10 protein-coding genes and 6 pseudogenes are annotated in these 16,433 nt (G+C 38.6%); 15 read left to right on the forward strand and 1 reads right to left on the reverse strand.

From position 1 onward, the window contains the following. The first annotated feature begins 716 nt into the window (after positions 1-716). The 9 genes and pseudogenes from P3T48_RS10650 to P3T48_RS10685 all read left to right on the forward strand — a co-directional run bounded on the left by P3T48_RS10650 (position 717) and on the right by P3T48_RS10685 (position 11,949). Entirely contained in the window at positions 717-2,744 is a 2,028-nt protein-coding gene (locus tag P3T48_RS10650) for a glycoside hydrolase family 97 protein (RefSeq protein ID WP_276506672.1), read from the forward strand. A 553-nt stretch (positions 2,745-3,297) separates the two neighbouring features. Further along, entirely contained in the window at positions 3,298-5,145 is a 1,848-nt protein-coding gene (locus P3T48_RS10655; protein ID WP_276506665.1) for a right-handed parallel beta-helix repeat-containing protein, read from the forward strand. Between the two features lie 52 nt (positions 5,146-5,197). Next, positions 5,198-5,356, forward strand: coding sequence for a hypothetical protein (locus P3T48_RS10660; protein WP_276506666.1), 159 nt, complete (start codon positions 5,198-5,200; stop codon positions 5,354-5,356). A 29-nt stretch (positions 5,357-5,385) separates the two neighbouring features. Then, entirely contained in the window at positions 5,386-6,735 is a 1,350-nt protein-coding gene (locus tag P3T48_RS10665) for an alpha/beta hydrolase fold domain-containing protein (protein WP_276506667.1), read from the forward strand. A 68-nt stretch (positions 6,736-6,803) separates the two neighbouring features. Continuing rightward, a pseudogene (locus tag P3T48_RS14420) lies at positions 6,804-7,646 on the forward strand (DUF4886 domain-containing protein); the annotation flags it as partial. 264 nt (positions 7,647-7,910) lie between these two features. After that, the gene (locus tag P3T48_RS14425; RefSeq protein ID WP_443217188.1) at positions 7,911-8,966 is read left to right on the forward strand and encodes a right-handed parallel beta-helix repeat-containing protein; all 1,056 of its coding nucleotides are present in this window, start codon (positions 7,911-7,913) and stop codon (positions 8,964-8,966) included. Between the two features lie 1,648 nt (positions 8,967-10,614). Further along, positions 10,615-10,794 (forward strand): annotated as a pseudogene (locus P3T48_RS10675) (hypothetical protein); the annotation flags it as partial. Positions 10,795-10,810: 16 nt separating this feature from the next. Beyond that, positions 10,811-11,275 (forward strand): hypothetical protein, encoded by a 465-nt coding sequence (locus P3T48_RS10680; protein ID WP_217756852.1) that lies wholly within the window; start codon positions 10,811-10,813, stop codon positions 11,273-11,275. A gap of 113 nt (positions 11,276-11,388) precedes the next feature. After that, positions 11,389-11,949, forward strand: coding sequence for a hypothetical protein (locus tag P3T48_RS10685; RefSeq protein WP_276506669.1), 561 nt, complete (start codon positions 11,389-11,391; stop codon positions 11,947-11,949). A gap of 25 nt (positions 11,950-11,974) precedes the next feature. Here P3T48_RS10685 and P3T48_RS10690 read toward each other — a convergent pair. Further along, positions 11,975-12,268, reverse strand: a pseudogene (locus tag P3T48_RS10690) (hypothetical protein); the annotation flags it as partial. An 11-nt stretch (positions 12,269-12,279) separates the two neighbouring features. Here P3T48_RS10690 and P3T48_RS10695 point away from each other — a divergent pair. The 6 genes and pseudogenes from P3T48_RS10695 to P3T48_RS10720 all read left to right on the forward strand — a co-directional run. Beyond that, positions 12,280-12,444: pseudogene (locus P3T48_RS10695) on the forward strand (tyrosine-type recombinase/integrase); the annotation flags it as partial. Between the two features lie 4 nt (positions 12,445-12,448). Next, positions 12,449-12,592: pseudogene (locus P3T48_RS10700) on the forward strand (helix-turn-helix domain-containing protein); the annotation flags it as partial. A 151-nt stretch (positions 12,593-12,743) separates the two neighbouring features. Then, positions 12,744-13,238: pseudogene (locus tag P3T48_RS10705) on the forward strand (RHS repeat domain-containing protein); the annotation flags it as partial. A 647-nt stretch (positions 13,239-13,885) separates the two neighbouring features. Next, the gene (locus tag P3T48_RS10710) at positions 13,886-14,389 is read left to right on the forward strand and encodes a hypothetical protein (protein WP_089542656.1); all 504 of its coding nucleotides are present in this window, start codon (positions 13,886-13,888) and stop codon (positions 14,387-14,389) included. Positions 14,390-14,977: 588 nt separating this feature from the next. Next, positions 14,978-15,313, forward strand: coding sequence for a hypothetical protein (locus tag P3T48_RS10715; protein WP_276506670.1), 336 nt, complete (start codon positions 14,978-14,980; stop codon positions 15,311-15,313). 13 nt (positions 15,314-15,326) lie between these two features. Further along, entirely contained in the window at positions 15,327-15,707 is a 381-nt protein-coding gene (locus P3T48_RS10720; RefSeq protein ID WP_276506671.1) for a hypothetical protein, read from the forward strand. Positions 15,708-16,433: the final 726 nt, after the last annotated feature.

Genomic DNA, 16,433 nt, shown 5'->3' on the forward strand with positions numbered 1-16,433 from the left:
GGGGCAGAAGCTCTTAGCCCAGGGCTAAGGGGTTTGGGGGGAAGTTAGAATAGTTAGCATGCCCTGAAGGGGCAGAAGCTCTTAGCCCAGGGCATCGCCCTGGGTAATTACGTCAGCAAACCTGTCGCCCTGTAAGGGCAAAAGCTTTAAAATACCGGACAAGAACTTGACCTGAGTCAAAAAAAGAGTAGAAATTACACTTTATTGTTCGAAATGTTTGCGCACACACAGAAAATGCCGTACCTTTGCATCGTCAAAAGGATAATAAAGCATAACGCTATATATATTCAATAAGTATTAATTAGTTTAAAGGTAAAAAAGATTATGGTATTCATGATGACTTTTGCCGTTGTGGCAGTAATGATTGCCCAGGCAGTGAATGTGGAGAACAAGCTTGACTAAGCACTCCACCTTTTTCTAAAGAACAATTTATTAGAGAGATTATAGAAATGGAAACGGGTTTTGGCTCACGAGAGCTGAAATCCGTTTTTCTATTTAGTGACGGTGAAAAAATAAATTGGTATGTTTTTTTATCGTCACTTAGCCGCTTGGCATCTTGTGGCATAATATCTCCGAAAAGGTGTGATCAGTTAGTCTTTTTTCCCCCTTTTGTTTGCAGTTTCATGATATTATCGTAACTTTGCAGGGTCTTCGATAAAAAGATAAGATCAAACAACTCAACTTCCGTACATGTGTCACTAAAACCATTTATTATGATGCGTACTAAATTTATTACATCCTTCATGTTAGCCCTCGTATGCGGCTTGCCAATAACGGCTAAAGTATATACGATTCAATCATTATTGGGAGATTTGGTTGTCAACGTCCATGTGGATAAGTCTATAACATGGGCTGTAGTCAAGGGAAAAACTCAAGTGCTGCAGCCATCAGTTATCTCCTTACAGACTGATAAGCAAACTTTTGGTGTGAATCCCAAAGTGCGTAAAGCATCTGTCACCAACTGGAAAAACGATGATAATGGTGGTTATCAGCGACTGCTCCTTTCCTGCAATGGGTACGATGTGGAATTCCGGGCCTTTATGAATGCTGCAGCTTATCGCATCATCCCTAAAAAGATGATCAACAAGGTGCTTAATGAAACTTCGGAATATCGCTTCGCTGGCGATTATCAGGCATTTGTTCCCTACGTGAATGATAATCGGGGAGGGGAACGTTGGTGTTATTCCTTCGAGTCATATTATGACGAGGCCCCACTGTCTAAGATGTATAAGGATTCTCTTGCCATCACCCCTCTTGCTGTTTGCTTACCTGACGGAAAGAAGGCAGTGGTGATGGAAGCTGATGTGGAAAATTATCCTGGTATGTATCTCTTGAAAGGAACACCTTCCTCTACAGCTTCAGGAGTATTCTCTTCAGATGCATCTACGGATTATTCGATACATGCAGCCTTTCCTCCATTACCATTAAAAGAGGAGATAGGAGGCTATGCCCGTCTGAACTTAGTTCCTACCGAACGGGCTAATTATATAGCAGAAAAAGTAACCAAGTTGCCTTGGCGTATAGTCCTTGTTACGGATGAGGACAAGCAACTGGTGGGTAATGATATTGCCAAAGTTCTCGGTCCTGCGTGCCGTGTCAAGGACACCTCGTGGATAAAGCCGGGAAAAGTAGCTTGGGACTGGTGGAATAATACCAATATCACAGGTGTAGACTTCCGTGCGGGTATCAATACAGAGACTTACAAGTACTTTGTGGATTTCGCCAGGAACAACCATCTGGAATATATCATCATCGACGAAGGATGGAGTGACCCGGAAGATTTGCTGACATTCTCCGACAAGATGGATATGGCAGGCATCATCAATTATGCCAAAGAAAATGGAGTGGGAGTGATACTCTGGTCTTCATGGCGTAATCTCGTACAGCGTGGACATGATAAAATGGAGGCAATCATGAAGCATTACGGCGATATGGGTGTGAAGGGATTCAAGGTAGATTTCTTCGACCGAGATGACCAGAAGGCCATCAATTCTGTTTATGAAATCGCGGCATGTGCAGCAAAGCATCAACTTCTGCTCGACCTGCATGGTATGCGTCCGTTTGGCGTACAGTTCTCTTATCCTAACATCGTGAATATCGAGGGAGTGAAAGGATTGGAAAATTCCAAGTGGGAACCTCGTACAGGTGTTGGTCCACTGCATGATCAGCCAAGATACGATGTGACGATTCCTTTCCTCCGTGCTCTTCCTGGTTCCTTCGACTATACCCCGGGAGCTATGGTGAATGCCGTCCGCTCGCAGTTTTTCGGCAACAACGACCATCCGATGAGTCTGGGTACGAGAGTACATCAGATGGCGATGTACACGATCTTTGATGCACCTTTGCAGATGCTGGCCGATAGTCCAACCAAGTATATGCAGAATCAGGAGTGTACCGACTTTATCTCGCAGATACCTACAGTTTATGATCAGGTGGTTCCTTTGGATGGAAAACTCGGTGAATACGTGGTTGTAGCCAAGAGGAAAGGCAATAAATGGTATATAGCCGCGATGAACAATTGGCAGGCTCGTGATCTTACTGTCGATCTTTCCCGTTTAGTAACACCGAATGACACAACAGGTAAATTGGAAAAAATGAATGGCAAGGCCAATATCTTTGCCGATGGTATCAATGCAGACCGTGAGGCCACAGATTACAAACATACTTATCGACAGGTAACTTCTGGCGATAAGCTCCAGATACATCTTGCACCAGGTGGCGGCTGGACAGCTATAGTAGAATAATGTCGTAGAACGACTTATATAAGCGACAAAACGGCAGGATGGCTGTCGGATAAACCATCGAAACACAGAAATTTACTTTGTGATCATATGGAAAAGCAGTAACAGTAACAAAATGAAGCTGTTACTGCTTTTATTATATAGGTACAGAAGTCTCGCATGTATGGAAGTTATAGAAGTAAAGGGAAGTTATCACTCCCTTCGGTCGTTCGGGAAGTTAAGGGACAACAACCTTGAGGGAATGGGGATGGGGCAAGTCCACAAAGGCATTTGTCCCTTAATTTCTCTTAACTCACCTCTGACTTTCCGTTTGCGAAAGTTGAGTAGAACAGTTTTCCTTATAGGTTGGATCTTTTCAACAAGTTTTAGTCTTGTCTTCTCAGTTCTTGCTGCTGATAAATTTCTTTCCTTATTAGTATGTCAAATAGCTTATAGAATCGTTGATAGGAATATATATAGATATTTTTTATATATTTTACCTATATCTTTTTCTTTTCTTTGCGACATATAAGGTAAATAACTAAAGTTTTTTACTAACAACCTAAATTGGATGAATATGAAAAGATTTACTTTGATGTTGGCAGGTGTGCTTTGTGCATCTGCAAGTTTTGCAACTGATTATTATGTCAGCGTTGATGGTTCTGGTGAAAAAAGTGGCTCTTCTTGGGAAAATGCCATTGCCTTTACCGAGATGTATAGTAACATCAACACTAAGTATAAGAATGGAGATGTTTTTTATTTTCAAGGAGGAACGTATTATGTTCCAGCTAAAGTGCCTACTGTTTCTAATGGGTATTCTTTTATTGGAGCTACTACTGGGACACCTACAGTTTTCTCTGGAGATGTAAATGGTGATGGTGTTGCTACTGAAGGTGATGCTTCAACTTTGCTTTTCATCCAGTTGGCGACAAAGAATGGTGATACTTCTAAGCATTTCGTTCTAAAAAATATCACATTTACCGGGGCATATGTGAATCAGACAAGAACATCGGCGTTACGAGTGGATAACAGTGGTTGGGTTGATGTGCAGAATTGTATCTTTGATAAGAATATTTCTGTTTATTCAAAGGATAATAATCATGGTGGACCCGCATGCTTATTAGAGCGTAGTACGGTAAACTTTACTGATTGCAAGTTTACAAATAATGAGTCTGTTGGTCGTGGAGGTGCTATAAAACTGACTTCAGATGTTTCAACGAAGGGATATACAAATTTGCTTCGTTGTCTTGTTTCTGGCAATAAGGCAAAAACTCTTGGTAGTGCCATCTTTTTTAATCATGGTCAAGAGTTGAATATTATCAATTCTGTTATTACAGAAAATGTTTCTGGTACAGAGGGTGAGGTTGGTGCCATCTTCTCTATAGGTGCCGATAGCAATTATGCACGCCAGATTACACTTATCAATTCTACTGTAGCCGGGAATATGGGTGGCGCACAAGTGTTGGGCAGAAAAGATGCAGCTATTCGTATAGCTAACTCCATAATAGTCGGTGATGGAACGACTCCTGCTATTTCTCTCCAGGAAAAGCCTAAGCAGGTTCTTTCCAAAGGCTATAATATAATAGGTATGTATCAAGTTGACGATGCCTCTACTACAGCATGGAAAACTTCTGATTTTGTAAGTGATGACAACACCTTGAGTAGCATCTTTGGTAGCAATGCAGTGACAAATGGTCCTTTGGCAGCACCTTATGGTGCAACCCAAGTGCAGATGGAGGCAATAGCGAAAGGTTGGAGCCTTGGTCAAGACTTGAAACAGGATATCAATGGCGTTTCTCGTGGTGATATTGCTGTTCCTGGAGCAGTAGTGGCAGAGCCTTTGAAGGGTAAGTTCAGAATTACGGATGCTCAATATGCTACATATTATCATGACTTCGGTTACATGATGCCAGAAGGAGTAAAGGGTGGCGTAGTGACCGATGCAAAAGTAGAAGGAACCTTGGTTGTTGATTACAAGTATGGCTCGGGTAGTGTCGTGCCAGCTAAGTCGGCTCTCTTGTTAAATGGTGCAAAGAATGACTATGAGGTGGCATTGAAATTAGAGGAAACTACCGAGGATGTCAATCTGTTGAAGGGTACAAGCGATGAGTCGCTGACAACTTCTGATGAGGCTGGTGCCAAGTTTTATAAGTTTGCCAATGATAAAGACAAAGGCATAGGTTTCTATTGGGATGCTGAGAATGGTGCAGCTTTCACCAATAGTGCCAACAAGGCTTATCTTGCAGTAGCAGGAGAGGCAAGTGCTGCTAAGGGCTTTGCTCTGGGTGGTGTGGATACTGGTATCAAAGAAGTGACAGAGGTAGGCAAGATGGCAGGCAAGATATATAATCTGCAAGGTATGCAGCAGAAGGGATTGCAGAAAGGCATTTGTATCGTGAATGGCAAGAAGTTTGTTGTAAAATAAAGCATTCATGATGAAAAAGAAATATATATGCCCTTCCATAAGTATTTGTGAGATGTCGGTAGACAGTATAATCCTGGCAGCCTCTATTGGCTTTAATAATGAGGTGAGTGATGCTGAGCAATTAGCGAAGCCTTTTACCGACCCATTTGATTTTGACGAAGATGAGGAAGAAGCCGACTCTGTGCAGTATGTCTGGGGATTGAATTATTAATTGGAATGTATTTAATAAAAAGAATATTCATGGCAGTTGTGCTCCTTTGGAGTACGACTGCTTTTGTACAGGGGCAGCAGAAACGCTTTACTGTCATGGGTTTGGGTGATTCTATTACGGAAGGGGGAAGTAATTTTTCTTCTTATCTCTATCCTCTATGGGAGCAACTGTACTCGGCTGGTTATGACTTCGATTTCATCGGGCCGCGTCAAAGCGAGTGTCGTATCGGCAAGTTGAATCATTGTGGCTTCAGTGGTAAAAACGTAGAGTTTCTTGCTGCCAAAATAGACAGTATCTACAGCAAGTATCCTGCTGATTTTGTGTTGCTTCATGCTGGGCACAACCACTTTTCAGAGGAGAACCCCGTCAAAGGAATGATTACTGCCTATCGTAAGATTATTTCTTCCATTTTGCTCATTAATCCGAATGCGACTATCTTGATGGCACAAGTGGTGGAGAGTGGTAAGCTACCCAAATACTCTTATATTCCCAAGTTGAATAAAGAGATTGCCAAAATGGTGAAGGCTTTACATAATGATCATGTTGTATTGGTGGACCAAAGCAAGGGATTCCATTGGGCGACAATGACCATTCAGGACAAAGTGCATCCTAACTGCTTGGGGCGTGAACAGATGGCGAATGTGTGGTTTGCAGCCTTGGGCAAGCTTTTGATGCAGCCGCCTCATGCTTATCGGGTGAATCGAGTGGCTTACAAGTTGCTGCCTTCGGGCGAAAGTCTGTATGCCCATGTCTTTCGTCCGCAAGGGCAGGCGCAGTATTCGGCCGTGGCTTGGTTCTTTGCGGGTGGTTGGAAGTATGGCTCTCCTTTACAGTTCTACAAAGAGTCTGCTTATCTGGCAAGTAAGGGCGTGCTGGCGGTATCTTTTGATTATCGTATATCTTATCTATATGGTTCTTCATGGCAAGATGCTTTGGAAGATGCCAAGGATGCTGTAAAATGGATGAGGGAAAATGCTCGAACATTAGATATCGACCCCCATCGAGTGGCTGTGGGTGGAGCTTCTGCGGGAGGATGTATGTCTGCCCTTTTGGGTAGCATAGACCGCATGGGGGCAGACAGCCTTTCTGTTCCTGATTTGCTGTTGCTGGAATATCCAACTTTGGCTTTGCCGATGAAATCGGTGCGCGATGGTATGCCTCCGATGCTTCTTTGCATGGGGACGAAAGATGAATTTACGAAGAAGGAGGTAGCAGAACAATATGTTGATGAAGTGCGCCGAAAAGGGAACGAATGTGAGTTCCACCTTTTCGAGGGAAGGCATCATCCGATATTCTATTATCGTAAACCTTTGACTGATGACTACGACAGGCTGTTGTTGCTGTTGTCGGCTTTTTTGTGTAAACACGGCTATATGTAGTAACTATAATGTACATATAGATGAAATTTGAAAGTAATATTTATTCTAACCAAAACAATAACATAGTTATGAGAACGATGAAATATTTTCTGTCATTACTTTTATTATTAGTAATCAACATTCATGCCTATGCAAGCGATGATGGTGTTATTCGTATACTTGCTATAGGAAACAGTTTCTCGCAAGATGCTATAGAGAATTATCTACACCAACTGGCAGAAGCCTCCGGGAAGCAAACAATTATTGCCAATATGTACATTGGTGGCTGTACCCTGGAACGTCATTACAACAATGCCCAGAACAATACGGCTGCGTATTCTTATCGTAAGATAGGGGTTGACGGAATGAAGGCTTCTAAGGAAGGTGTCACCTTAGAAACAGCATTGAAAGACGAAAAGTGGGATTATGTCAGTTTACAGCAAGGCAGTCCTTTGTCTGGTCTGTATGAAACCTATACTCCATATCTTAGTTACCTTATCAGCTATATCAGAAATTTGGCACCTGAAAATGTGAAGTTGATATGGCATCAGACATGGGCTTATGCAGCCAACTGTACTCATTCTGGTTTTGCTAATTACAACAAGGATCAGCTTACCATGTATCATGCCATAGTTGATGCAGCACGGCAGTGTGTCACTAATTATGGTTTTGATATTCTTGTACCGGTGGGAACGGCTGTTCAGAATGCCCGTACCACATTTATCGGTGATAGGATGAATCGTGACGGACAGCATCTGAATGTTTATTATGGTAGGTATACGGCTGCCTGCACTTGGCTGGAGGCTGTATTGGGTGTCAACCCTATAGGATGTTCTTTTGTGGCTCCTAATATGAGTGAAAGTCTTAAAATTGCAGCTCAGACTGCAGCTCATGAAGCGTGCAAAACACCAGATGCAGTAACAGACTTGAATTATATCCAGAATACAATAGGTGCTAAAGTCTATTTTGTGAGGCCTGACAATGATTCCAGATTGACAGAAGATGGAGATGGCTCATCATGGGACAAAGCTTTTTCCTTGAGCGGTTTTATGAGCCATATAGCCAATGGCAATCCTGGTGACACTTATTATTTTGCAGGAGGTACCTACTATCCTCAGACCACAATTACAATCACGGAGCCTTGTAAACTTATAGGAGGGTGTGATCCAAGTTTGACGGGTGTAAACATTCCGAATATGGTTTATCCTTCTCTTAATTCCACAGTATTCTCAGGTGATTCCAATCATTCGAATACCTTTGACGCAGGCGATTTGAGTCAAATAATCTCGGTTGATTTTACGGGCTCCCTGGAAAAGGAGAAAGAGTTATGTATCCAGGGCATCGAGTTCACCGGAGCTTATTGTTCCAACACGGCCAGTAATGCACAGCTCGGTGCATTGTATCTCAAAGATTGTGGAAATGCTGTCGTAAAGAATTGTCGTTTCTATCAAAACAGATCTCTTGGTTATGGTGGTATAGCCTTTCGTGCAGAATATAGCACTTCTCATTTGCTCGAATGTGATTTTACCGACAATGAGGCTGGAAGCCGTGGAGGAGCCATTCGTCTGTCATCCAACAACAGAACAAAGGGATATAGTACGTTTGAGCGTTGTCTGATTGCAAGAAACAAAGTAAAAGAAGGTACAGGAAGTGCAGTTTGTGTACAGCATGCTCAACGTACCGCGATTGTTAATTCCACCATCTATGGCAACATCGCAACTTCTGGCGGAGCTGTCTTTGCCAACGGAAAGAATAATGATTACAAGAATGAGTTGCTTATTATTAGCAGTACACTTGCTGGCAACGAGGGAGATGGACAGTTGCAACTTGCTGGAGTACAGAACTTGAAATTTATCAACTCAATTATTTGTGGCGATAATCTTGCCACTGAAGAAGGTGATGGAAATTTACTTGATGACTATGCTGCGGTTTTTGGTGATGCGACACTAACTAATGGTGTATTGAAACCATTGGCTTCGGTCAAGGCAGGAGTGCAGGTAAATGACCTCAATGACAAGGTGAATGAATGGGGATTTGATGCAGCTGATGTCTCCGTAGATCAACTTGGTAACTCTCGTCTGGATAATAGTTTTCCTGGAGCTTTCGTGGCGGTAAGTACTGGTATTCACAATGTGGAAAAGGTGATGACAGATGTTGTAAAAAGTCCTTTTGCCTATAATGTATTGGGTGTTAGTGTAAGCAAGCGGCAGAAAGGTATTTGCATATATCGTGGTAAAAAGTATAGGCTATGATATGGAGTGTCACCATGCTTTTTGCCCAAGGTTCCCCATGGTTTTGCCCAAGACTCCCCAAGGCTTTGGGCATTTCTGCCCAATGGTACGGGCACTTTTCCTCATAAGGATGAGCAATTCTGCTCATCCTTATGGGCAAAAATGCTCATCATGATGGGCTAAAATCGTTAAACCACAATATGAAAGCGGCTTCGATAGTCAATGAAGCCTATTGCGTAGAGCAATGAAAGCGGCTTCGTAAGCAGTTGAAGCCTATTGCATTTGTGGTTTAACGATTTTAGTTTGTGGTTTAACGATTTTAGTTGACCACTTTAAGTTTTATTGATAATACACGTTGACTCACAATATTAACGTAACAACTCATGACAATATGGGTGCTGAGTAATTACAGCAGTTAAATGTAATGTTAATAAATCTAACTCGCTCTAAATTGGACTTTGATTGAAAATCAAGAAGTTGGGCGTTTGCCCATATTATATAGGTAACAATATGGAAACGAGCGGACTTCTGCTCGTTTCTGTATTTTGCAATATGCAAAGAACGCCTTAATTCGGGGACAAAGATACGATATTTTTCTAAATATCCCATAATTTGCAAGAAGAGAAACATAGAAATTAGGACTTTTTTACATGAAATCTCAAACTTGTGAACATAACCCCATCATAAAATGAATAGCAAGTATTCCTGCTGAGTTTATCAAATAAGGGCCATTGTTGTTGATGACGACTCTACCATCAGCTCATATATACCTTTTCGACACAAGCATATCTTGTTTTCGTTTGTACTCCGAGTGTGTACAGTTTCAAACCATGATTTACATTCTTATATAAGAAAGTGAAGCCGTGACCATTTGTGTATTTTTGCCAAACTAACTCCAGTACATACAACAGATGTAAAAGATTTCTGCAAAATCGACCAAAATCATAAGAAAAAAAACACCAAATCAGCAAATTTCTTAAAGATTATATCCGTTTATTAAGATTATTTTTGTATATTTGCAGCATTAGTTTGGTGGTAAAGCCTATTGGCCTGCCACGTGACAATAGGACTTTACGGAGCAAGCCTATATCACAATTCTTCTCCGTAGTAACAGTCCGTTCTCTCTCACTGGTCTCTCCCTGCGCGGCAGAGGCATACGTTTTTATATTTTTCAAACACTCCAAATTGACAGCGCATGATAGATCAAAGTCGCCAATTTAAAATCTCTGGAGCTGAAAAAATCACCGATAAGGTAATAGAAGAAAAGGACTCTAAAAATAATAATACAAAAGATAATAAATAATGGATACGATACCTCTATGGTGCATAATATTTATTAATTGCATAACGCTCTTGAGTAGTGTATGGATACTTATATATTTATACAGAAATAGGAGTAAAAAAAGTTTTTCCACATATATATATGGAATAGCTTCATTGATAGGACTGTTCTTAGGTGTGATAAGTTTTTTTTATTACATCTGTCATGCATTTTGTGCAATATTATTTGGTATAGAAATATTTATTGATACATATATGGAACAGAAAAAGAGTCCTGTTAATAGGACTTATTTCAAAATAACAATTCCTCATCCTTCAGTTCTTAAGGGCTACTATTGCGGTATTGGTTTTATGTTCTATGGGATAATGGTGATATTATATTACATGATATAAGCAAAAATATGTCCAATAGTTGCAGGTTATCAAGGATAATTATGCAACCTTTGCAGTGCCGTACAATGGCGAGGACAACAACGACTATGTGGACGGCGAGGTGGTGCAGCATATTGAGTATGTACCTTTCGGTGAGGTTTTCGTTGAGGAACGCAATAACATTTCAAATAATCCATTAAGAAGAGAGAAAAATGGCAAAAGATAGGATGCTTTATATGAAATTATGTTTTGTAGTAATAGTCTTTGGACTATCTTTTATTATTTGTAACAAGCATTATATTAAGTATAGTGCTTGTTACAAGCTTCCGATACCTAAAACTCCATTTTATCCAGATGCTTATAAATTTGTAAATACAAAAGAAGAGTTCTTGTCAAATATGAAATTAATTAACAATGCAATAAAAGTAGAAGCCATTATTGATACAAATAAACTTGATTTTAACAATCATACATATCTCTTTGTGTTTGGCGCACCAATAAAAAAAATGTACTATAGTTTTAAGACTACATTATTTGACGATAAATCTCCGAGTTACGCAAAGGCTATAAGACATAAAAAAAAATGTGTATTTATAAATTATAATATTCCAACAGGGTACACGTATTTGTATGAAATAAAAAAAGACGAGACCCTTACTGGTTTCAATGGAATATAAGAAATTCATTGAATTGACAAAGAATAGAAATCCTAAAGCAAGGAACTAAATAAAAATTAGTAATGAGATTTTGCGCGATATTAATACTTTCTGTAATTTCAATTCTAAACAGTTTGGAATTGAAATCACAGACTGTTGTAAACATTTTAAGTAATGGTTATAAGTTAGAGAGAAGTTTATTTCTACACGGGAAAAAAATCGGGGTATATAATAAAAAGGGTAGATTGATTAAATTGTCCACAGATGACAAAACGCGTCAAAAGATATTTTTAAATCAATCTAATAGCCTAACAGATTATGGAATAAAGCTAAAATATCCCGAGGTCATATATAAGGATGCATGTGTTATTGCTGATATTTTATCAAGTTATGACCCAAGCGAAATCTTGTCATTTACAAAGCCAATAGGGGGAAAAAAAAAGATTTCTATACAAAATATCAATAAGTATTACACATATCTTGATGCCAGTGTTGACTATGTGTTAAGTATTGAAATTATAGTCAAGGATTGTCTTATTACTCAATATAGTTATACATATAAGCCAAACATGTCTGACGTCATTATTTCATATACATGTGTCTTTACTTATGATAAGAATAATAGGGTCGTAAAATTAAAAAAAGAATATAGGAAACACTATGAAACAATAGATTTCATATATGAAACCAAATAAGACATGTTTCTTGCCAAGTCATATTGTGACTTTCGATGTATCGAACATTGGGGTCGTCAGATGGAAGAACCATCTTCAATGCCCGATATTTCAAGTCTGCTACCTCCCAAGCTTGATGCTCTCGCCATTGGGTTAGGTTGCCCCAAATGGAGATGACAAGAGATAGAGCCAAGCCTACAATGAAAAGAAGAACATACTTTGAAGTTGGCTCGAAGCGATGAGTCACTACTTTCTTCAGAGGTGTATTATCCATTGCGTGAAGTTTGTCCTGCACAATTTTTGATGTGGCATTCAGCTCTTGTTTCACCTGATTAATGGTACACTGCGCATCACAACTTTGCGACACGCTGCATTGAAAGCAACTGCGACTACAAGACCGTAAGCGTACTGCTCGGTCATGCCAATATTACAACAACCCTTAATCTCTATGTTCACCCGAACATGGAACAGAAGAAAAAGTGCATCACCAAGATGTTCAAGTCTCTTGGAAAATAGGGAAGAACAGGTGAAAGCCGAATATAGGGAAGTAATAAGTTTACTCCGCAAGGGGTATTCCATTCGGGATGTGGCAAAGTTGAGTGGTAAAGGGGTAAATACCGTACAACGAGTGAAGCGATTAATAAAAGTGCAATCACCGCAATAATACTATTGATTTTACGTTCTTTTCAAAGAAAGGGTTTGTGCAATAGTGGCTTATAGGCTAAAAGCACTACCTTTGAATGCTGTTAAATATGGTAATGTTCAAAGTCACAATTTGTGATATTGGAAAAATGAATATAAATATGACAGATAAAATAGAAAAAAAGGAGGCAACCTTTGCAGTGCCGTACAATGGCGAGGACAACAACGATTATGTCGATGGCAAGGGCTTCTGCTGCAATGACGGCAGTTTGGAGGCTGCGCAAGCACGTGTAATGGCAAGAGCAATGAAGAACAATTTCCAAGAGGGTGACTCATACGAGAAGATGCAGTTCTACTACCACCCAGACCATTTGGGTAGCAGCAGTTACATCACCAACCTTGATGGCGAGGTGGTGCAGCATATCGAGTATGTTCCTTTCGGTGAAGTGTTTATTGAGGAACGCAACAACATTTGGAATACACCTTATCTTTTCAATGCGAAGGAATTTGATGAGGAGACAGGATTGTATTACTATGGAGCGAGGTACTATGATTCGAGGTTGAGTCTTTGGCTTTCTATAGATCCCAAAGAGGAAAAATATTCCAATGTGTCAACGTATTGTTATGTTATTTCTAATCCGCTGAAATATACAGATCCTACAGGTATGGAAATTGATATGACAAAAGTTCGTTTGGCTGATGAACAACTTAAATTGTCAACAACTCAGTCTGTAATAAAAGATTTGGCTTCTCAAACGGGATTACAACTCAGTTTGGACAAGGATAACAAGTTGCAATATGCTAAAAATGATGAAGGAAAACCTATTGTTAATAAGATTACCAACAAAAAAGGAAAAGAAATAGATGCAGGAAGTAAAACTGCAAGGAATTTCTTGATAAAAATGATTGACAACAAAACCGAGATAGAAGTATCCTATCATGCTAAACGTACTGTTACATCTGGAACTCAAATAGGTCTCAGTTTTGAGCAAATCAGTAACATGGTTAAAGGTGCTGTTGGTGTAGATGGCAATACGCTTGGTTTTGGCATGACCTTCTTACATGAACTTCATCATACAACAATAGGTGGAGACTATCATGATTCTACAGAACTTTTTGGAACTGGACCAGTTGTTGATAACATGAATATAATCCGCAATGAACTCAACAAACAAGGGTTTAATTATGGAGAAAGGTTAAATTATAAAGCGATCCATACAAAAGAAGGTAATATTATTCCTTTTAATGAATCGGCTTTAACTTCGTTGAAGTACAATAGTTCCATGGGGAAAAAGGCTCATTATATTAAAACAAAATGAGAATCATTATGAGAATATTCTTTTTGATGTGCATTTTGGGGGCTTCTTTGACGATAGCAGCTCAGAATATCATTTATGGTAATAAAAATGAGCAGAGAGCTATAAATATGGCATTTGATATTCTGCAAGTTTATTACCATTCAAAAGAACTGTGTGTTTCAGATTCGATTTATGATCTTGATTGGGATATTTTTTCAGATATGGTTGATACTCAGACCAAACAAATTCTCTGGTCTTATCGAATAGAGAAAAAATTTATTTGGAACGCTCCAACATATTCTGAAGCTTTATTATCTATATTCGGTCCTGAAACTTGTGATTCTTGTATGTATATAGCAAATTTTTCGGAGCCATATAAAGGAATGATAAGATGCGACATCCTACCAAAAGATAAAATGGTTGGCATTTATGGATCGCCTGTTATTTCGGCTTTTCTATTTAAATATAATAATAGAGGAGAAATTTATCAGAGCTATAAAGCTGAAGTCAATATAGACTAATTAAAATTCTTTCAAAAAGGGATTGTGTGAAATGGCACAGTCCCTTTTTATAAGATATTATACAAAGGTCTTTGTATGCCCAATTGTATGATTGCAACCCTCTCCATCTTCATCGCATTCCCATAAAGGTCTTTATTCCATAAAAGTTGTTATAAATGCTGCGAAAATTCTTGATTGTGACATTCCAACCGTAACTTTGCCAGTTCAAATAACTTTAATCATATCAAAATGTAGTAGAATCATTAAATTCAGCAACAAAATTGAACGTAAGGAACAGACCGGGCATGTCTGCCGATGGATGGCTTTTGGCATCACGATTGTCACCGTCGTCGTAGGATGTACCAGTGTAATCGGCCTATTTGAATGGCGGGACAGAAGCAGGATGGAGAGCAGGATTGCAGAGACGCACCTTTGGCGGAAAAGCATGTATGACTTGAACATGCGTGTCGCCAAATAGTCCCTGCTTGGTGAGACAATGGAAAAACATTGACAGACATATTATTGTGCGTTTTTTGATTAATACTACAATTCAATGCAATAAATTCAATATCCAGTCGTTCTTGAGTTATAACATAAAAGCAAAACAATATGAACTATATTTGTGGTTGGGGAATATTAGCGTCTATAACAGGAATTGCAATAATGTTTTCAGTTATTAAGCACAAAAAGTCGGTAAGTGCCGTAAAATATGGCACTTACTTGATTTTTTCAATTTTGATGATATGCTTAGGAATAACAACCATCTTATTTAAAAGATATGATAGTATTTGTGCAATATCCTTTGGTATTATATTCCTAAATATCACATACAAAGACAGGCGTAATTTCCCACCGAGTTTTACAAGAAACTATATTGATTATCTTAAAGGATATGTTGTTGGTTTTGTGTCTATAATGTATGGTCTGTTTAGAATTTTTGAATAAATAATCAAGTAATATGTCAATACAATTCCCTATACTTAATATTTCCTTAAGTAATTTAAGTTCACAGGATTTGGAAGAAACCCATATTGGAGACTTATGGGATTATCCTGACGATAATAGTATCTTTGAAGAATACTACAATAATCAAAAATATGTTGACCAAAGTGGGCATATATTTAAAATAATAGGAAAAAGAAAATCAAATTTTATAAATTCAATAATCCATTTTAATAAAAAAGAACTGATATTTGAGGATTGTGGTGAGACTATTAGCTTCTCTGTATTGAAGGATTTTTTAATCAATAGATACAATTCATTAGATGATAATTTAGCTAAGTCGGTTCTGATTAGATTAACAAAACAATCAAAAAATATCAAGGATTTAATAGGGTAAACGTAAAAACATAGCCCATTTTGAGGTAGTGTAATATAAACTGTGTTAGGCTATAATATTATGGTTTAACACAGTTTATTTGCATTTTATCTTTCCTTCCTCAGAATGTAATTCTTTCTTTCCTCTATTTGGGGTTCATTGCCAAACGAATCTATCAGAATAATATGGTTGCCATCCTTCACCTTGTAGAAGGTATGCTCACCACTTGAAGGATGCACAAGCATCAGGATGTTGTAGTCAAGTATTTTTTAACCTTTCCTGCTCGTTTCTGTATTTTGCAATATGCAAAGAACGCCTCAATTCGGGGGCAAAGATACGACAATTTTCTAAATATCCAATGGATTACAAGGAGATTTTAACAAAAAAAGAAATACTTTGGCAAGATAAATAGTTTAGACACAATTTGTTTGCAAAGTAGAACTATTACAAACACTATCTTTTTATCACCTTCAATAATAGATGTGTTTCACAAAGGACAAACATTGTACATAGCTCCTAAACTATTATATACAAGAACTTGTCAAAATATGAAGGTCATTCACAATTCTGACATGTTCTTGTATGTTACTTACTTTATAGAAAAATAGTACATCATAGAATCTTTCATTTCATTTGTTGAGAACGAGAACGGCTTTACAATTTTGTATTGACCTCTTGAATATTTATATCGTTCTTTTTGCAAATTTATAGTGAAAGATTTTGACTCTCCTTTAGGTATTTTATAAC

It is taken from the genome of Segatella intestinalis, from assembly GCF_029348455.1.
Lineage (GTDB): Bacteria > Bacteroidota > Bacteroidia > Bacteroidales > Bacteroidaceae > Prevotella.

Excerpts from the sequence above, each read along its gene's own strand:
- P3T48_RS10650 (WP_276506672.1), top strand. The coding sequence starts at position 717 with ATGCGTACTAAATTTATTACATCCTTCATGTTAGCCCTCGTATGCGGC.
- P3T48_RS10655 (WP_276506665.1), top strand. The coding sequence starts at position 3,298 with ATGAAAAGATTTACTTTGATGTTGGCAGGTGTGCTTTGTGCATCTGCA.
- P3T48_RS10660 (WP_276506666.1), top strand. The coding sequence starts at position 5,198 with ATGTCGGTAGACAGTATAATCCTGGCAGCCTCTATTGGCTTTAATAAT.
- P3T48_RS10665 (WP_276506667.1), top strand. The coding sequence starts at position 5,386 with ATGGCAGTTGTGCTCCTTTGGAGTACGACTGCTTTTGTACAGGGGCAG.
- P3T48_RS14425 (WP_443217188.1), top strand. The coding sequence starts at position 7,911 with ATGGTTTATCCTTCTCTTAATTCCACAGTATTCTCAGGTGATTCCAAT.
- P3T48_RS10680 (WP_217756852.1), top strand. The coding sequence starts at position 10,811 with ATGGCAAAAGATAGGATGCTTTATATGAAATTATGTTTTGTAGTAATA.
- P3T48_RS10710 (WP_089542656.1), top strand. The coding sequence starts at position 13,886 with ATGAGAATCATTATGAGAATATTCTTTTTGATGTGCATTTTGGGGGCT.
- P3T48_RS10715 (WP_276506670.1), top strand. The coding sequence starts at position 14,978 with ATGAACTATATTTGTGGTTGGGGAATATTAGCGTCTATAACAGGAATT.
- P3T48_RS10720 (WP_276506671.1), top strand. The coding sequence starts at position 15,327 with ATGTCAATACAATTCCCTATACTTAATATTTCCTTAAGTAATTTAAGT.